Raw genomic sequence first — 13,668 nt, 5'->3', positions numbered from 1 at the left:
GCTTTGAGTTTGCGCCGCCATCAGGTTTATGATGCAAACCTGTTTGCGGGTAAGAGGAGTTGGCATGGTTGACGACGATCGGGCGCGTACTCCCGAGGAGACGCTGCGGCTGATCGAGCAGCAGCGCTCCGCCACGGTCCGGCGCCTGCACGGCGACCCGGTGCTGCTCTACGTGCCCTGGGGCGTGGCCTGGCTGCTCGGCTTCACGGCGCTGTTCCTGCACTACGGCCTCGACGGCGTCCCCTACGCGCCGATCTCCCGCCCGCAGGCGCTCATGGTGCTGTTCGCGGGCATGTCGCTGGCCGGGGCGATCGCGATCTTCGGCATGGTGAAGATGGGGGCGCAGGTCCGCGGCGAGACCTCCGCCAAGGGCATGATGTACGGCTACGCCTGGGCGGCCGGCCTGGTCTCCATGACGGTGCTCGCCATCCGCCTCAGCCCCCAGCTCCCGGCCGCCGAGAGCGGCCTGCTGTGGGGCGGCGGATTCATGATGCTCGTCGCGCTGCTCTACATGGCCGGCGGCGCGATCTGGACGTACTGGCCGATGTTCTTCGTCGGCGTGTGGGCGGCGGTGGTCAACGGCGTGGGCGTCATGCTCGGCGCCGGCTGGCACGCGCTGCTGACGGCCGTGCTGACCGGCGGCGGCTACATCGCGGCCGGCGTCGTGCTGCGGCGGCGGATGTGAGCCCCGACGGGGCCGTCCCCGAGCTCGACCCGGTGATCCACGCGCAGGCCAGGCTGCGGGTGGTCGCCACGCTCAACACCCTCGGCGGGCGCGACGAGATCGCCTTCCCCTCGCTGAAGGACCTGCTCGGGATGACGGCCGGCAACCTCTCGGTGCACCTGACCAAGCTGGAGGACGCCGGTTACGTCCGCATCACCAAGACCCACAAAGGCCGCACCCCCGTCACCTACGTCGCGCTCACCCAGCGCGGACGGCTGGCCTTCGAGGACTACACCAAGGCGATCCGCGCCTTGCTCGACAACGCTGGAGGAACCCCATGACGGCCCTCGCCAGAACGGTGGAGGTCACCCGCCGCTACGGGGACGTGCTCGCGCTCGACCGCGTCTCGCTCGACATCCGGGCAGGAGAGCTGGTCGGCCTGCTCGGCCCGAACGGCGCGGGCAAGTCCACCCTGATCAACCTCTTCGTCGGGCTGCGCCGCCCGACCTCCGGCACGGTCGAGCTGTTCGGCGGCTCACCCCAGGATCCCGTCATCCGCCGGGGCATCGGCGTGACCCCGCAGGAGACCGGCCTGCCCGAGTCGCTGCGGGTCGGCGAGATCGCCGACTTCGTGCGCGCCCACTTCCCCGACGCGCTCGGCAGGGACGAACTGCTCGACCGCTTCGGCCTGAGCGACCTGGTCAAGCGGCAGGTGGGCGGGCTGTCCGGCGGCCAGAAGCGGCGCCTGGCCGTGGCGCTGGCCTTCGCCGGCCGCCCGCGCCTGGTGTTCCTGGACGAGCCGACGACCGGCCTCGACGTCGAGGCCAGGCGCACCCTCTGGGACGGCATCCAGGCCTTCCACGCCGAAGGCGGCACGGTCGTCCTGACCAGCCACTACCTGGAGGAGATCGAGGCGCTGGCCCAGCGCGTGGTCGTCGTCGGGCAGGGACGCGTCCTGGCCGACGACACCGTGCGGGCCGTGCGCGACATGGTGGGGGTGCGGCGCGTCTCGCTCGACGCCGGGGACCTGCCCGAGCTGCCCGGCGTGCTCAGCACCGAACGCCAGGAAGGCCGCGTCAGCCTGCTGACCACCGATCCCGACCGGCTGGTGGTCGAGCTGGTGCGCAGCGGCGTCCCGTTCTCGGGGCTGGAGGTCAGGCCGACCACGCTGGAGGAGGCCTTCCTCACCATCACCTCGACCTCGCCCCCCAAGGAGAGCGCGCATGTCTAGCCTGATCGTGGCCCACACCCGGCTGCAGCTCGTCGAGCAGTTCAGGGTGCCCATCGGGATCCTGGCCAGCTCCATGTTCCCGGCCATCTCGATGCTGGCGTTCGTGGTGCCGTTCGCGGGCGGCGACCCGGCGGCGGCGACGGGGGCGACGGGGGCGCTGATGTTCTTCGGCGCCATGTCCTCGGCGGTGATCGGGCTCAGCGCGTCGGTCTCGCAGGATCGCGAGCAGCCCTGGGACCCCTACACGCGCACGCTGCCCGCCGGGCCGTTCCCGCGCCTGGCCGGGCGGATGGTCTCGACGGTGGTCCTCATGCTGCTGTCGGTGGTGCCGGTGCTGGTGGTCGCGGCCCTGCTGACCGAGGCGGTCATCACGCCGGTCCGGCTGGCCCTGGGGCTGGCCGCGCTGGTCGGCGGAGGGGTGCCGTTCATGCTGATCGGCCTGTTCCTCGGCCTGACGCTGCCGTCGAAGGCGGCGCTCGCGGTGGCGCAGATCGTCTTCTTCCCCGTGGCGATCGTGGGCGGGCTGATCCTGCCGCCGCAGATCCTGCCGGACATCGTGGAGGCCGTCTCGCCGTACGTTCCGTCCAGGGGCGCGGCCGAGCTGATCTGGGCGGCCATTTCGGGGGCCCGCCCTGACGGCATCGCGCTGATCATGCTGGGCGTCTGGACGGTGATCGCGGCGGCCGCCGCGACGTGGGCGTACCGCCGTGACGAGGGTCGGCGTTTCGCCTGATGGGGGGGTGTGCCGCCGAGTCCGCAGCGATCTCAACGGCACACCCGTCTCCGGGAGGGGGTCCTTGTGTTTACTTCTTCTCTTGGAGGGTGACGGTGGCCTCCGCGGACCGACCGTCCCTCATATATGTGATCTTGACCTGTTGGCCCGGTTTGAAACCTCTGACCTGTCCAACAACGGTATCGCCTGAGTCAACAGGTGTGTCCCCAATCTTGGTGATGAGGTCGCCCTCCTGCAGCCCGGCCTTGGCCGCCGGGCTTTCCGCGGTCACCTGCCGGATCAGCGCGCCGGGCACGTCGCCGGTGGCGTCGGTGACGCTCACGCCGAGGAAGGCGTGGCTGACCTTGCCGCTCTTGATGAGCTGCTCGGCGACCTGCTTGGCGGTGTTGACCGGGATCGCGAAGCCGACGCCGCCACCGGCCGCGTCGGAGGCGATGGCGGTGTTGATGCCGACGAGCGCGCCCGCCGCGTTCACCAGCGCGCCGCCGGAGTTGCCGGGGTTGATGGCGGCGTCGGTCTGGATGACGTCGCCGATGGTGGTTCCCTCCACCGGGGCCTGCTGCTCGCCGCCGAACCCGGGGGGAAGCTGCTGACGCTGCTCGCCGCCCAGCTTGAGCGTACGGTTCAGGGCGCTGACGATGCCCCTGCTGACCGACCCGTCCAGGCCGAGGGGGCTGCCGATGGCCAGCACGTCGTCGCCGACCTTGAGCTGGTCGCTGTCGCCCAGCGTGGCCTTGGTCAGGCCCGAGACGTCCTCGGCCTTGATGACCGCGAGGTCGGTGGCCGGGTCGGTGCCCACGACCTTGGCCTTGGCCGTCTTCCCGTCGCTGAACTTGACCGTCATCTGACCCCCGCCCTGCGAGGCGCCGACGACCACGTGGTTGTTGGTGAGGATGAGGCCGTCCTCGGAGAGCACGACCCCCGACCCCTCGCCCGTCTGCCCCTGGATCATGACCACCGAGGGCTGCACCCGCTCGGCCACCTCAGCGGTGGAGAGCTGGTTGGAGGCGGCCCTGAGCACCGGGCTCGGCGCGCTGACCACCTGCTGCGGCTCGGGCTGGAACGCGGTCGCGACGGCGGCCCCCACGACACCGCCGCCGATGGCCATCGCGGCCAGCGCGAGCCCGGCGACGGCCTTCTGCCCGGCGTTGAGCCGCGCCTTGACGGGGGTGGACGGCGGAGGAGGAGGCGGCTGCTCCATGACGATCGTGTCCCGCCGGGGGAAGCCCCCGGCGGCCGGCGGGGTGGCGCCGAACTGGCTCCACCCACCGGTGCCCTGCTCGCGAGGCTCGTTCGCGTTCATCTGTCATCTCCCTCAAGTCCCTATGACTCAAGGGTGCCAAGAGGTGCGTAAGACCTGGTTAAGGCGGTGATCGGAACTCTGTGAGACGACTCACTCACACCTTATCCGCGCTGCTCACGGGTCGGACTTCGGCCCATAAAAGCAGAAAAGAATCTACAAACCACGTTCGTACGGGGTGCGGCGCAGCCGGGCGGTGGGTTCACCGGCGGCGGGCGCGGACGGCCGCTTCGATGCGCAGGGCGAAGCCGCCCAGGGCGATCACCAGGTAGACGAGCAGCCACGCGGTGGGCTCGTCCTGCCACGGCGTGACGATGGTGAGCACCGACAGCGCCAGGCCCAGAAAGATGGCCACGTTGCCGACCACGCGCACCGCCGTGGCGGGGTCACCGTCCCCTCCGGTGGACGCCACGAGGACGGGGACTTGGACGGGGACTTGGTCGTCGGCGGGCTCGTCTGCTGAAGAGGTCACGGGTCGAGAGGCTGCCATCCCGAGATCAAGATCCGATAGCTGCCGGGTCCCCGATCCGTCAACGAGGGCCACGGCCTCCGCCCCGGGGGGTCATGCCTGGAGGGAGCGCCAGGACTCCACCGTGGCCGCGGCGATCGTCTCGATGCGCCGGCCGTAGGCCGGATGGCCGTCGGACACGAAGCTGCCGTCGCGGACCGGGAGGTCGCTGAACGTGGCGCGGAAGTGCCGGGGCGGCCCGCCCGGCGGGAGCGGCGCGTACGCCGACAACGGATCCGGGTCGTGGGCCGGCCGCGCCCCGTGCCTGTTCCTGGCCACCTGGCGGGCTCCCACGCGAAGCAGCGCGTCCAGCCCCCGGTCCAGGCAGAGCTGCAACTGGCGGAACTGGTCGTCGAGGTACTTCGGGTGCGCCCCGGACGGATGCTGCAGGAAGTACGCGCAGACCACCACCGCGTGCCACCGGTACATGCCGGGATCGCCCTGCTCTTCGGCAAGGACGGCGTGGTAGTAGTCCACGCAGGCGCCCAGCGGTCCGGCGGCCGCGCCGCACTCGCACCGGGCCATGGTGAGACGCTCCGTCATGGCCCGCACCCTAGGCGGCCAGAGCGGCGTTGTCGACGAGGCGTCCGGCGCCGGGGCTACCGCCGGCCGCGGTTGGCGAGCCTCACCGCCACGAACACGATGCCTCCTAAGATCAACGCCCCGAGGGCGAGGATCACCAGAAGAGCGAGGATCTCAGGGACTCCGATGTTGGTCATGCTCGTCTCCCGTCCAGGTCGGTGCGGGGCCGTCACGCCGGCTCGGCCGTCAGGGGCGGCCGGGCGGACGAGGGGTCGCCGCCTCGCGGGAACGGGCCCCCGGGTGTCGGTCCCGGACTGTTCGCCCCGGCCCGCGGCAGGGCCGGGGGCACCACCGAGCCTCCCTCATCGACCTGCGTCTGCGCCAGAGGCGGCGACGGACCGGGCTTCCTCTCGCAGCCTCCGCCCGTCCACCACGGGACGATCCTGGACGCCGGTCGCGTGATCGCGGCCCTGTGGTCAGGTGCGGGCGGGCCAGTATTCGTCCCTCAGGAGGCGTTTGTAGAGTTTGCCGGTCGGGTGGCGCGGAAGCTCGTCGCGGAAGTCGACCGACTTCGGGCACTTGTAGTGGGCCAGGTGCTCCCGGCAGTACGCGATCAGCTCCGCCTCCAGCGCCGGCCCCGCCTCCGCCGCCGTCATCGCCTGGACCACGGCTTTGACCTGCTCCCCCATCTCCTCGTCCGGTACGCCGAACACGGCCACGTCGGCCACCTTGGGATGCACGGCCAGCACGTTCTCGGCCTCCTGCGGGTAGATGTTCACCCCACCCGAGATGATCATGTACGAGCGGCGGTCCGTGAGGTACAGGAAACCGTCGGCGTCCAGGTAGCCGATGTCGCCCAGGGTGGTCCAGCCCCGGCCCTTCGGGTCCTGCGCCGAGCGGGTCTTGTCGGGGTCGCCGTGGTACTCGAAGCGGGCGCCGTTCTCGAAGTAGACCGTGCCGTGCTCGCCCGGCGGCAGGTCCTCGCCCTCCTCGTCGCAGATGTGCACGACGCCGAGCAGCGAGCGGCCGACCGTGCCCTTGTGCTCCAGCCAGTCCTGGGAGCCGACGTAGAGGAAGCCGTTGCCCTCGGTGCCCGCGTAGTACTCGTGGATCACCGGCCCCCACCAGGAGATCATCTGCTCCTTGACCGGCACGGGACACGGCGCGGCCGCGTGGATGGCGCAGACCAGCGACGACAGGTCGTACTTCTTCCGGGTCTCCTCCGGCAGCTTCAGCATCTTGATGAACATCGTCGGGACGAGCTGCGAGTGCGTCACCCCGTACCGCTCGACCAGCCGCAGGTACTCCTCGGGGTCGAAGCGTTCCATCACCACCACCGTGGCGCCGAGCCGCTGGAAGGACAGGCAGTAGCGCAGCGGCGCGGCGTGGTACAGCGGCGCGGGCGAGAGGTAGACGCTGTCGGCCGACGGCGCGAACAGCGCCTGGATGAGCCGGACCAGCGTGTTCGACTCGGTCAGCGGGGCCAGCGAGGCGGCCACCTTGACGCCCTTCGGACGCCCGGTCGTGCCGGAGGAGTAGAGCATGTCGGCGCCCTGGCACTCGTCGGCGATCGGGGTGACCGGGCAGCCGGCCACCGTCTCCTCGTAGGAGGCGAAGCCCTCGGCGAGGCCGTCGAGCATGAGCCGCAGCTCCACCCGCGGCGTGGCGTCGGTGATCGAGGTGGCCACCTCCGCCAGGTTCGCGCTGGAGATGAAGACCCGGGCGCCGCAGTTGTCCACGATGTAGGCGAGTTCGTCGGTCTGCAGGCGGGAGCTGATCGGCGTGTAGTACAGGCCCGCGCGGTGCGCGGCCCAGGCGACGGCCAGGAAGAGCGGGTGGTTGGCGAGCATGAAGGCGACGTGGTCGCCGGGCCTGAGCCCGGCCGCGCGGAAGGCGTGGGCCAGGCGGTTGGACTCCTCTTCGAGCTCGCGGTAGGTGAGGATTTGCCCGGAGCCCGCCATGATCACAGCGGGCTTGTCGGGGGTGACGGCTGCGATGGCTCCCGGGTACATATTAGAACAGTATTCGGTCCGTCGGCGGCGGCGCTAGGGCACGCCGAAGCCGCGGCTCCCCGGTGGGGAAGCCGCGGCTTCGGCGTCGGCCGACGCCGGGATCACTCGGCGCGGATCACTCGGCGCGGATCACTCGGCGGGGATCACTCGGCGGGGATCACCGAGCCCTCGTACTTCTGCTTGATGAAGTCCTTGACCTTCGGGTCCTGGAGCAGCTTGCCGAGGGTGACGATGTTGGCGTCCTTCTCGTGGCCGGCCTGGACGACGAGCCCGTTGACGTACGGGTTGCCCTCGGTCTTCTCCAGCACCAGCGCCTGGCTGGCGGGCTTGAGCCCGGCCTCGATGGCGTAGTTGCCGTTGATCACCGCGGCGTCCACGTCCTCGAGCGAGCGCGGGAGCTGGGCCGCCTCAAGGGGCTTGAACTGCAGCTTCTTGGGGTTGTCCGTGACGTCGCGCTCGGTGGCCGCGGTGCCCGCGCCGTCCTTGAGCTTGACCAGGCCGTTGTCGGCGAGCAGCTTGAGCGAGCGGCCGAGGTTCGTGGCGTCGTTGGGGACGGCCACGGTGGCCCCGTCCGCCAGCGCCGACAGCGAGGTGATCTTCTTGGAGTACAGGCCGAGCGGCTCCAGGTGCACCGGGGTGACGAAGCTCAGCTTGGTGCCCTTGGAGGCGTTGAAGTCGTCCAGGTAGGGCTTGTGCTGGAAGAAGTTGGCGTTCAGCTGGCCCTCGTCGAGCTGCACGTTCGGCTGGACGTAGTCGCTGAACTCGACGATCTCCAGCTTCAGCCCGGCGGCCGGGGCCAGGTTGTCCTTGACGAACTTCAGGATCTCGCCGTGCGGGACGGCGCTCGCGCCCACCTTCAGCACCGTGTCGGCCGACTCGGCGGCGGGGGTGGACGTCGCGGACTGCGACGTACCGCATGCGGCGAGCAACAGAGACAGCGCAGCAGCACCCAATATCGAGCGAATCTTCATGATTTTTCCCTTACTTATGTGAAATGCGCCGAGCGACCCAGTCGCCCAGACTCTGCAGAATTTGCACGATGACGATGAGCAGGACGACGGTCACGATCATCACGAGCGTCTCGAACCGCTGGTAGCCGTAGCGCACGGCCAGGTCGCCGAGCCCGCCGCCACCGACGGTGCCCGCCATGGCCGAGTACCCGATGAGCGCGACGATCGTGACGGTCAGCCCCGACACCAGGCCCGGCAGCGCCTCGGGCAGCAGGACCTTGCGCACGATGGCGGTCCGGCTCGCCCCCATGGCCTGCGCGGCCTGGACGACGTCGGTGCCGACCTCGCGCAGCGCCGTCTCGACCAGCCGGGCGAAGAACGGCACGGCCCCCACGGTCAGCGGCACCACCACGGCCGCGGTGCCGATCGTGGTCCCGATGACGAGCCGGGTGAACGGGATGATCGCGATCATCAACACGATGAACGGCAGCGACCGCCCGATGTTGACGACGATCCCCAGCACGGACTTCAACGCCGGCAGCGGGCGCAGCCCGTCCCGGTCGAAGGCCACCAGCGCCACGCCGAGCGGCAGCCCGAACAGCACGGTGAACAGCGTGGCCCAGCCCACCATCTGGGCGGTCTCCCACGTGGCCGGCCACAGCAGCGGCGCGATCTCTTCCCAGGTCATGCGGCCTCCCCCGCGACTTCGACGAGCAACCCCGACTCCCGCAGGAACGACAGCGCCGAGGACGACTCCGCGCCGGTCAGCGCCACGCGCAGGCGGCCGACCGAACCGCCGGCCAGTTCCTCGATCGAGCCGCCGAGGATGTTGACGTCCACGTCGAACTTGCGCGCCAACTCCGAGACCAGCGGACGGCCCGGGTCACCGGTGAAGGTGAGCGTGACGGAACCGGCCGGAGCCGGCTCGGGCAGCGGGAAGATCTCCCTGGTCAGCCGGGATCCGGGGGTCCTGATGAGGTCGGCGATCGCCCCCGACTCCTCGACGCGGCCCCCGGCCATGATCGCGACCGAGTCGCAGACGCTCTTGACGACGTTCATCTCGTGGGTGATGAGCAGGATCGTCAGGCCAAGCTCGGCGTTGAGCCGCTTGAGCAGGGCGAGGATCGACTGGGTGGTGGCCGGGTCCAGCGCGGAGGTGGCCTCGTCCGACAGCAGCACCGACGGGTTGCCCGCCAGCGCCCTGGCGATGCCGACGCGCTGCTTCTGGCCGCCGGAGAGCTGGTGGGGGCGGTCGCCGCCGCGGCCCTGGAGGCCGACGAGGTCGAGCAGCTCGGCCACGCGCCGCTGCCGTTCGGCCCTGGGCACGCCCATGACCTCCAGCGGGAAGGCGACGTTGCCGGCCACCGTGCGCGAGGACAGCAGCGCGAAGTGCTGGTGGATCATGCCGATGCGCTGCCTGGCGCGGTTGAGCTCGCGGCCGGGCAGGGCGGTCAGGTCCTGCCCGGCGACGGTGACCGTGCCCGCGGTGGGGCGTTCGAGCAGGTTGACGCAGCGCAGCAGCGTGCTCTTGCCGGCGCCGCTCTGGCCGAGCACGCCGTAGATCTCGCCCTCGCGCACATGCAGGTCGACGCCGTCGAGCGCGACGGTCTGGCCGTACTGCTTGCGCAGGCCGGAAGCCTGGATCACGAAATTTCCCCACGAGTGAGAGCGGCCGGGTGGCGGGCCGCTTCCTTACACGAACATCACCGTCGGAGCGGTGGGATCTAGTGGCTGCCCGGAGGGAACGGCAGGTGGCTCAGCCTGCGCAGCACGAAGCAGAAAGTGTGGATCATGGTGACCTTCGAGGAGAACGGGCGGGGATCTGGTCTCTAACGGGCCGGCATTCGCCCCATACGCATGCGACAACACATGGCGTCCCGGTGGGCGCGGTGGTCGTTCGCGTATGCCTCGTTCACGCCGGTGCTAACGCCGCCTTTACATACTCCTATTCCGGGGAATTGTGGTGATCTGCGTCACTCAGCACCGCGGTGAGGAAACCGCCGCGCGGGGCGGGGCGGCCGTACCGGGCGGCGAGGGCGGCGGCTTCGACCGTACGCGTCCGCCAGCCGCGGGCCGTCAGCCGGGCGACGGCGTCCGCGCCGGGGCCGCCCTTCCAGAGGGTGGCGATCCGCCGCAGCTCGGGCATCGTGCGCACCCGCTCGGCGAGCACGGCGGCCGCGGCCGGGTCGTGCTCGAAAGCGAGCCTGCTGCCCGCGGCCGACAGCGCGCACACGCCGTCGAGGAGCCGCCCGGCCTCGGCCGGGCTCAGGTAGATCAGCAGGCCCTCGATCAGCCAGGCCGTCGGCCGCGCGGGGTCGAACCCGGCCGCGCGCAGGCTGCCCGGCCAGTCCTCGCGCAGGTCCACCGGCACCGGGACGCGCTCGCACCGCGCCGTCGCGCCCAGCCCGCGCAGCACGCCGTCCTTGAACGCCAGCAGCTCGGGCAGGTCGAGCTCGAACAGCCGCACGCCCGGCGGCCAGTCGAGCCGGAAGGCGCGGGCGTCGAGCCCGGCGGCCAGCAGGACGACCTGGTCGCAGCCGGAACCGCTCAGGTGGTCGTCGAAGAACCTGGTCCGGAACACCAGGTGGGCGCTGAAGAGATCACCCGCTCCGCTCCCCCGCCCCGCGTCCGGCGACCGGGCGTCCGCCGCCGCCACGAAGGCGCCCGCGTACGGGTCCTCGAACAGCCGGTCGGGCCGTTCGCTCTCGCGCGCCCGTAACCGGGCCGCGCCCACCGCCGTCCTCGCCACCCCATTCATATCGCTGACGATACATCTCCAGCGATACAATCGGCCACCATGAACGTGGCACGACTGCGCAGGCTCGGACGACGGCTGGTGGAGCTGTCGAAGACGGCGGCCGGCGAGACCAAGGGCCCGCCCCTCACCCCCGGCGAGGAGGCCGTCTTCGAGGACGTGCTGCGCCACCCGGGCGGCACCGTCGGCGAGATCCAGGCCAGGACGGGCTTCGTCCAGAGCCACGTGTCGGCCTCGGTGGCCCGGATGCGCGAGCGCGGCCTCGTCCGGACCGAACCCGACCCCGGCGACGGGCGGCGCACCCTGGTCACGCTGACGGATCCGGCGCTGGCCGCGGTCCACCGCCGGGCGGCCAGGCCGGTGGAGGAGGCGGTGCGCGCGGCGGTCGGCGACGATCCCGAACGCGCGGCCCGGGTCATGGCGCTGCTGGCGGAACTGGAGTCGCTGCTGCTCACTGACTGACCCGATTCACCGGCTCGTTCCCGGCCCCTCGCGCGCCGTTCGTTCAGGCCCCCGTACATGGAGCCGCCCCGCCGCATCCGGGTGCGGCGGGGCGGTCCCGGGGCAGCCCCCGGGCGCGGCGTCAGGCCGCGACCGTGGTGGCGACCTCGGCCGGGGTCAGCGCGATGTCGAGGACCTCGCGCACGTCGCTGACCGCGTGGATGGTCAGCTCGTTGCGCACCTCCTCGGGCACGTCGTCCAGGTCGGGCTCGTTGCGGGCCGGGATGAGCACCGTGGTGATGCCCGCCCGGTGGGCGGCCAGCAGCTTCTGCTTGACGCCGCCGATCGGCAGGACCCGCCCGGTCAGCGAGATCTCACCGGTCATGGCGACGTCGGCGCGGACCTGGCGGCCCGACAGGAGCGAGGCCAGCGCGGTCGTCAGCGTCACGCCCGCCGAGGGACCGTCCTTGGGGACGGCGCCCGCGGGGAAGTGCACGTGGACCGAGCGGTCCTTCAGCGCGGTGACCGGCAGCTCCAGCTCCGCGCCGTGCGAGCGCAGGTAGGACAGCGCGATCCGGGCCGACTCCTTCATCACGTCGCCGAGCTGGCCGGTCAGGGTCAGGCCGGTCTCGCCGGTCTCCGGGTCGGCCAGCGACGCCTCCACGTAGAGGACGTCGCCGCCGGCCCCGGTCACCGCCAGGCCCGTGGCCACGCCCGGCACGGAGGTGCGCTGGGTGGACTCGGGCAGCGACGACTCCGGCACGAACCGCGGCCTGCCGATGTAGCCGACCAGGTCGTCCGGGCCGACCGTGACGGGCAGCTCGTCCTTGGCAGCCACCTTGCGCAGGATCCTGGCGACCGCCCGCTCCAGCGAGCGCACGCCGGCCTCGCGGGTGTACTCGCCGGCCAGCCGCCGCAGCGCGCCGTCGTCGACCTTGACCTCCTCGGAGGTCAGCCCGGCGAGCTCCAGCTGCCTGGGCAGCAGGTGGTCGCGGGCGATGGCGACCTTCTCGTCCTCGGTGTAGCCGTCGAGGGTGACGACCTCCATGCGGTCGAGCAGCGGGCCGGGGATGGCCTCCAGCACGTTGGCCGTGGCCAGGAACAGCACGTCGGACAGGTCGAGCTCGACCTCGAGGTAGTGGTCGCGGAAGGTGTGGTTCTGGGCCGGGTCGAGGACCTCCAGCAGCGCCGCCGTGGGGTCGCCGCGGTAGTCGGCGCCGACCTTGTCGACCTCGTCGAGCAGGACGACCGGGTTCATCGAGCCGGCCTCGCGGATGGCCCGGACGACGCGGCCCGGCAGGGCGCCGACGTAGGTGCGCCGGTGCCCGCGGATCTCGGCCTCGTCGCGTACGCCGCCGAGCGCGACCCGGACGAACTTGCGGCCCATCGCGCGCGCCACCGACTCGCCCAGGGACGTCTTGCCGACCCCGGGAGGACCGGCGAGCGCCAGGACGGCGCCGCTGCGCCGGCCGCTCACCACGCCGAGACCCTTGTCCTGGCGGCGCTTGCGCACGGCCAGGTGCTCGATGATGCGGTCCTTGACGTCGTCGAGGCCCGTGTGGTCGGCGTCGAGCACGGCCCGCGCGCCCGCGATGTCGTAGTTGTCCTCGGTACGCTCGTTCCACGGGATGTCGAGCACCGTGTCGAGCCAGGTGCGGATCCAGCCGCCCTCCGGGGACTGGTCGGAGGTGCGCTCCAGCTTGTCGACCTCCTTGAGTGCGGCCTCGCGCACCTTCTCCGGCAGGTCGGCGGCCTCGACGCGGGCCCGGTAGTCCTCCTCCTCGCTCTCGGCGGTGTCGCCGTTGAGCTCCTTCAGCTCCTTGCGGACCGCGGCGAGCTGCTGGCGCAGCAGGAACTCACGCTGCTGCTTCTCCATGCCCTCCTGGACGTCCTTGCGGATCGTCTCGGCGACGTCGAGCTCGGCGAGGTGCTCGCGGGACCACTCGATGAGCCTGGCCAGGCGGTCGGCCGGGTCGGCGGCCTCCAGCAGCTCGACCTTCTGGGCGGTGGTCAGCCACGGGGTGTAGCCGGAGCTGTCGGCCAGCACCGAGGGGTCGTCGATCTGGTTGACCTGGTCGACGACCTGCCAGGCGCCGCGCTTCTGCAGGATGGTGGTGGCCAGGGCCTTGTACTCCTTGGCCAGCTCCTGGGCGCGCTCGCCGGCCGGAACCGTGTCGATCGTGTCGGCCTCGACCCACAGTGCGGCGCCGGGGCCGGTGGTGCCGGTGCCCACGCGCACGCGGTTGACGCCGCGGACCACGGCGGCGGGCTCACCGCCGGGCAACCTTCCGACCTGCTCGATCACGGCCTGGACGCCGACGGCGCCGTAACGGCCGTCGATCCGGGGAACGAGGAGGACCCGCGGCTTGTTACCACCGGACGCGCGGGCCGCGTCGATCGCAGCGCGCACCTCGGAGTCGGACAGGTCCAGCGGAACCACCATGCCCGGCAGGACGACCTCGTCGTCGAGCGGCAGGACCGGGAGGATCAAGCTCTCACTCATGCGAACTCCAAAGGGTTGAGTTATACCGACTCAATTCATTGGAGCGCGC

14 protein-coding genes are annotated in these 13,668 nt (G+C 71.3%); 5 read left to right on the top strand and 9 right to left on the bottom strand.

The window, feature by feature from the left end; genetic code table 11:
• The first annotated feature begins 64 nt into the window (after positions 1-64).
• Genes ACIBK9_RS40965 through ACIBK9_RS40950 form a run of 4 tightly spaced genes read left to right on the top strand, consistent with a single transcriptional unit; the run spans position 65 to position 2,628 of the window.
• Positions 65-685: a hypothetical protein gene (locus ACIBK9_RS40965; protein ID WP_397164276.1), complete on the top strand. Its 621-nt coding sequence runs from the start codon at positions 65-67 to the stop codon at positions 683-685.
• Positions 682-1,005 (top strand): transcriptional regulator, encoded by a 324-nt coding sequence (locus ACIBK9_RS40960; protein ID WP_352328377.1) that lies wholly within the window; start codon positions 682-684, stop codon positions 1,003-1,005. Before ACIBK9_RS40965 ends, ACIBK9_RS40960 begins: the two co-directional genes overlap by 4 nt.
• Positions 1,002-1,895: an ABC transporter ATP-binding protein gene (locus ACIBK9_RS40955; RefSeq protein WP_397164275.1), complete on the top strand. Its 894-nt coding sequence runs from the start codon at positions 1,002-1,004 to the stop codon at positions 1,893-1,895. The genes ACIBK9_RS40960 and ACIBK9_RS40955 overlap by 4 nt, the downstream gene beginning before the upstream one ends.
• Entirely contained in the window at positions 1,888-2,628 is a 741-nt protein-coding gene (locus ACIBK9_RS40950) for an ABC transporter permease (protein ID WP_397164274.1), read from the top strand. Before ACIBK9_RS40955 ends, ACIBK9_RS40950 begins: the two co-directional genes overlap by 8 nt.
• A 70-nt stretch (positions 2,629-2,698) precedes the next feature.
• Here the strand turns inward: ACIBK9_RS40950 and ACIBK9_RS40945 are convergent, their stop codons facing one another.
• The 8 genes from ACIBK9_RS40945 to ACIBK9_RS40910 form a co-directional block, all read right to left on the bottom strand.
• A complete protein-coding gene (locus ACIBK9_RS40945) occupies positions 2,699-3,931 on the bottom strand; it encodes a S1C family serine protease (RefSeq protein ID WP_397164273.1) in 1,233 nt (410 codons plus the stop codon).
• Between the two features lie 199 nt (positions 3,932-4,130).
• On the bottom strand, positions 4,131-4,400 hold the full coding sequence (locus ACIBK9_RS40940) for a hypothetical protein (protein WP_397164272.1): 270 nt from the start codon (positions 4,398-4,400) through the stop codon (positions 4,131-4,133).
• Positions 4,401-4,490: 90 nt separating this feature from the next.
• A complete protein-coding gene (locus ACIBK9_RS40935; protein ID WP_397164271.1) occupies positions 4,491-4,979 on the bottom strand; it encodes a DUF5946 family protein in 489 nt (162 codons plus the stop codon).
• 455 nt (positions 4,980-5,434) lie between these two features.
• Positions 5,435-6,970 (bottom strand): AMP-binding protein, encoded by a 1,536-nt coding sequence (locus tag ACIBK9_RS40930; RefSeq protein ID WP_397164270.1) that lies wholly within the window; start codon positions 6,968-6,970, stop codon positions 5,435-5,437.
• A gap of 143 nt (positions 6,971-7,113) precedes the next feature.
• A complete protein-coding gene (locus tag ACIBK9_RS40925) occupies positions 7,114-7,941 on the bottom strand; it encodes a MetQ/NlpA family ABC transporter substrate-binding protein (RefSeq protein ID WP_397164269.1) in 828 nt (275 codons plus the stop codon).
• 10 nt (positions 7,942-7,951) lie between these two features.
• Positions 7,952-8,608 (bottom strand): methionine ABC transporter permease, encoded by a 657-nt coding sequence (locus ACIBK9_RS40920; RefSeq protein WP_352329100.1) that lies wholly within the window; start codon positions 8,606-8,608, stop codon positions 7,952-7,954.
• The gene (locus tag ACIBK9_RS40915; protein ID WP_397164268.1) at positions 8,605-9,567 is read right to left on the bottom strand and encodes a methionine ABC transporter ATP-binding protein; all 963 of its coding nucleotides are present in this window, start codon (positions 9,565-9,567) and stop codon (positions 8,605-8,607) included. Before ACIBK9_RS40915 ends, ACIBK9_RS40920 begins: the two co-directional genes overlap by 4 nt.
• 298 nt (positions 9,568-9,865) lie before the next feature.
• Complete coding sequence (locus ACIBK9_RS40910; protein ID WP_397164266.1) at positions 9,866-10,678, bottom strand: SAM-dependent methyltransferase; 813 nt, start codon at positions 10,676-10,678, stop codon at positions 9,866-9,868.
• A gap of 39 nt (positions 10,679-10,717) precedes the next feature.
• Here ACIBK9_RS40910 and ACIBK9_RS40905 point away from each other — a divergent pair, with 39 nt between their 5' ends.
• The gene (locus tag ACIBK9_RS40905) at positions 10,718-11,137 is read left to right on the top strand and encodes a MarR family winged helix-turn-helix transcriptional regulator (RefSeq protein WP_397164264.1); all 420 of its coding nucleotides are present in this window, start codon (positions 10,718-10,720) and stop codon (positions 11,135-11,137) included.
• A 121-nt stretch (positions 11,138-11,258) separates the two neighbouring features.
• On the opposite strand, the gene lon is transcribed toward ACIBK9_RS40905, so the two are convergent.
• Positions 11,259-13,619, bottom strand: a complete 2,361-nt coding sequence (gene lon / locus ACIBK9_RS40900) for an endopeptidase La (RefSeq protein WP_358293121.1) — start codon at positions 13,617-13,619, stop codon at positions 11,259-11,261.
• Positions 13,620-13,668: the final 49 nt, after the last annotated feature.

The organism is Nonomuraea sp. NPDC050227, assembly GCF_044459705.1.
In the GTDB taxonomy this organism is placed as follows: Bacteria; Actinomycetota; Actinomycetes; order Streptosporangiales; family Streptosporangiaceae; genus Nonomuraea.
The sequence above is the reverse complement of the archived record's forward strand: the minus strand, read 5'-3'. Positions and strand labels throughout refer to the sequence as shown.

Excerpts from the sequence above, each read along its gene's own strand:
- ACIBK9_RS40965 (WP_397164276.1), top strand. The coding sequence starts at position 65 with ATGGTTGACGACGATCGGGCGCGTACTCCCGAGGAGACGCTGCGGCTG.
- ACIBK9_RS40955 (WP_397164275.1), top strand. The coding sequence starts at position 1,002 with ATGACGGCCCTCGCCAGAACGGTGGAGGTCACCCGCCGCTACGGGGAC.
- ACIBK9_RS40950 (WP_397164274.1), top strand. The coding sequence starts at position 1,888 with ATGTCTAGCCTGATCGTGGCCCACACCCGGCTGCAGCTCGTCGAGCAG.
- ACIBK9_RS40945 (WP_397164273.1), bottom strand. The coding sequence starts at position 3,931 with ATGAACGCGAACGAGCCTCGCGAGCAGGGCACCGGTGGGTGGAGCCAG.
- ACIBK9_RS40935 (WP_397164271.1), bottom strand. The coding sequence starts at position 4,979 with ATGACGGAGCGTCTCACCATGGCCCGGTGCGAGTGCGGCGCGGCCGCC.
- ACIBK9_RS40930 (WP_397164270.1), bottom strand. The coding sequence starts at position 6,970 with ATGTACCCGGGAGCCATCGCAGCCGTCACCCCCGACAAGCCCGCTGTG.
- ACIBK9_RS40925 (WP_397164269.1), bottom strand. The coding sequence starts at position 7,941 with ATGAAGATTCGCTCGATATTGGGTGCTGCTGCGCTGTCTCTGTTGCTC.
- ACIBK9_RS40920 (WP_352329100.1), bottom strand. The coding sequence starts at position 8,608 with ATGACCTGGGAAGAGATCGCGCCGCTGCTGTGGCCGGCCACGTGGGAG.
- ACIBK9_RS40910 (WP_397164266.1), bottom strand. The coding sequence starts at position 10,678 with ATGAATGGGGTGGCGAGGACGGCGGTGGGCGCGGCCCGGTTACGGGCG.
- ACIBK9_RS40905 (WP_397164264.1), top strand. The coding sequence starts at position 10,718 with ATGAACGTGGCACGACTGCGCAGGCTCGGACGACGGCTGGTGGAGCTG.
- lon (WP_358293121.1), bottom strand. The coding sequence starts at position 13,619 with ATGAGTGAGAGCTTGATCCTCCCGGTCCTGCCGCTCGACGACGAGGTC.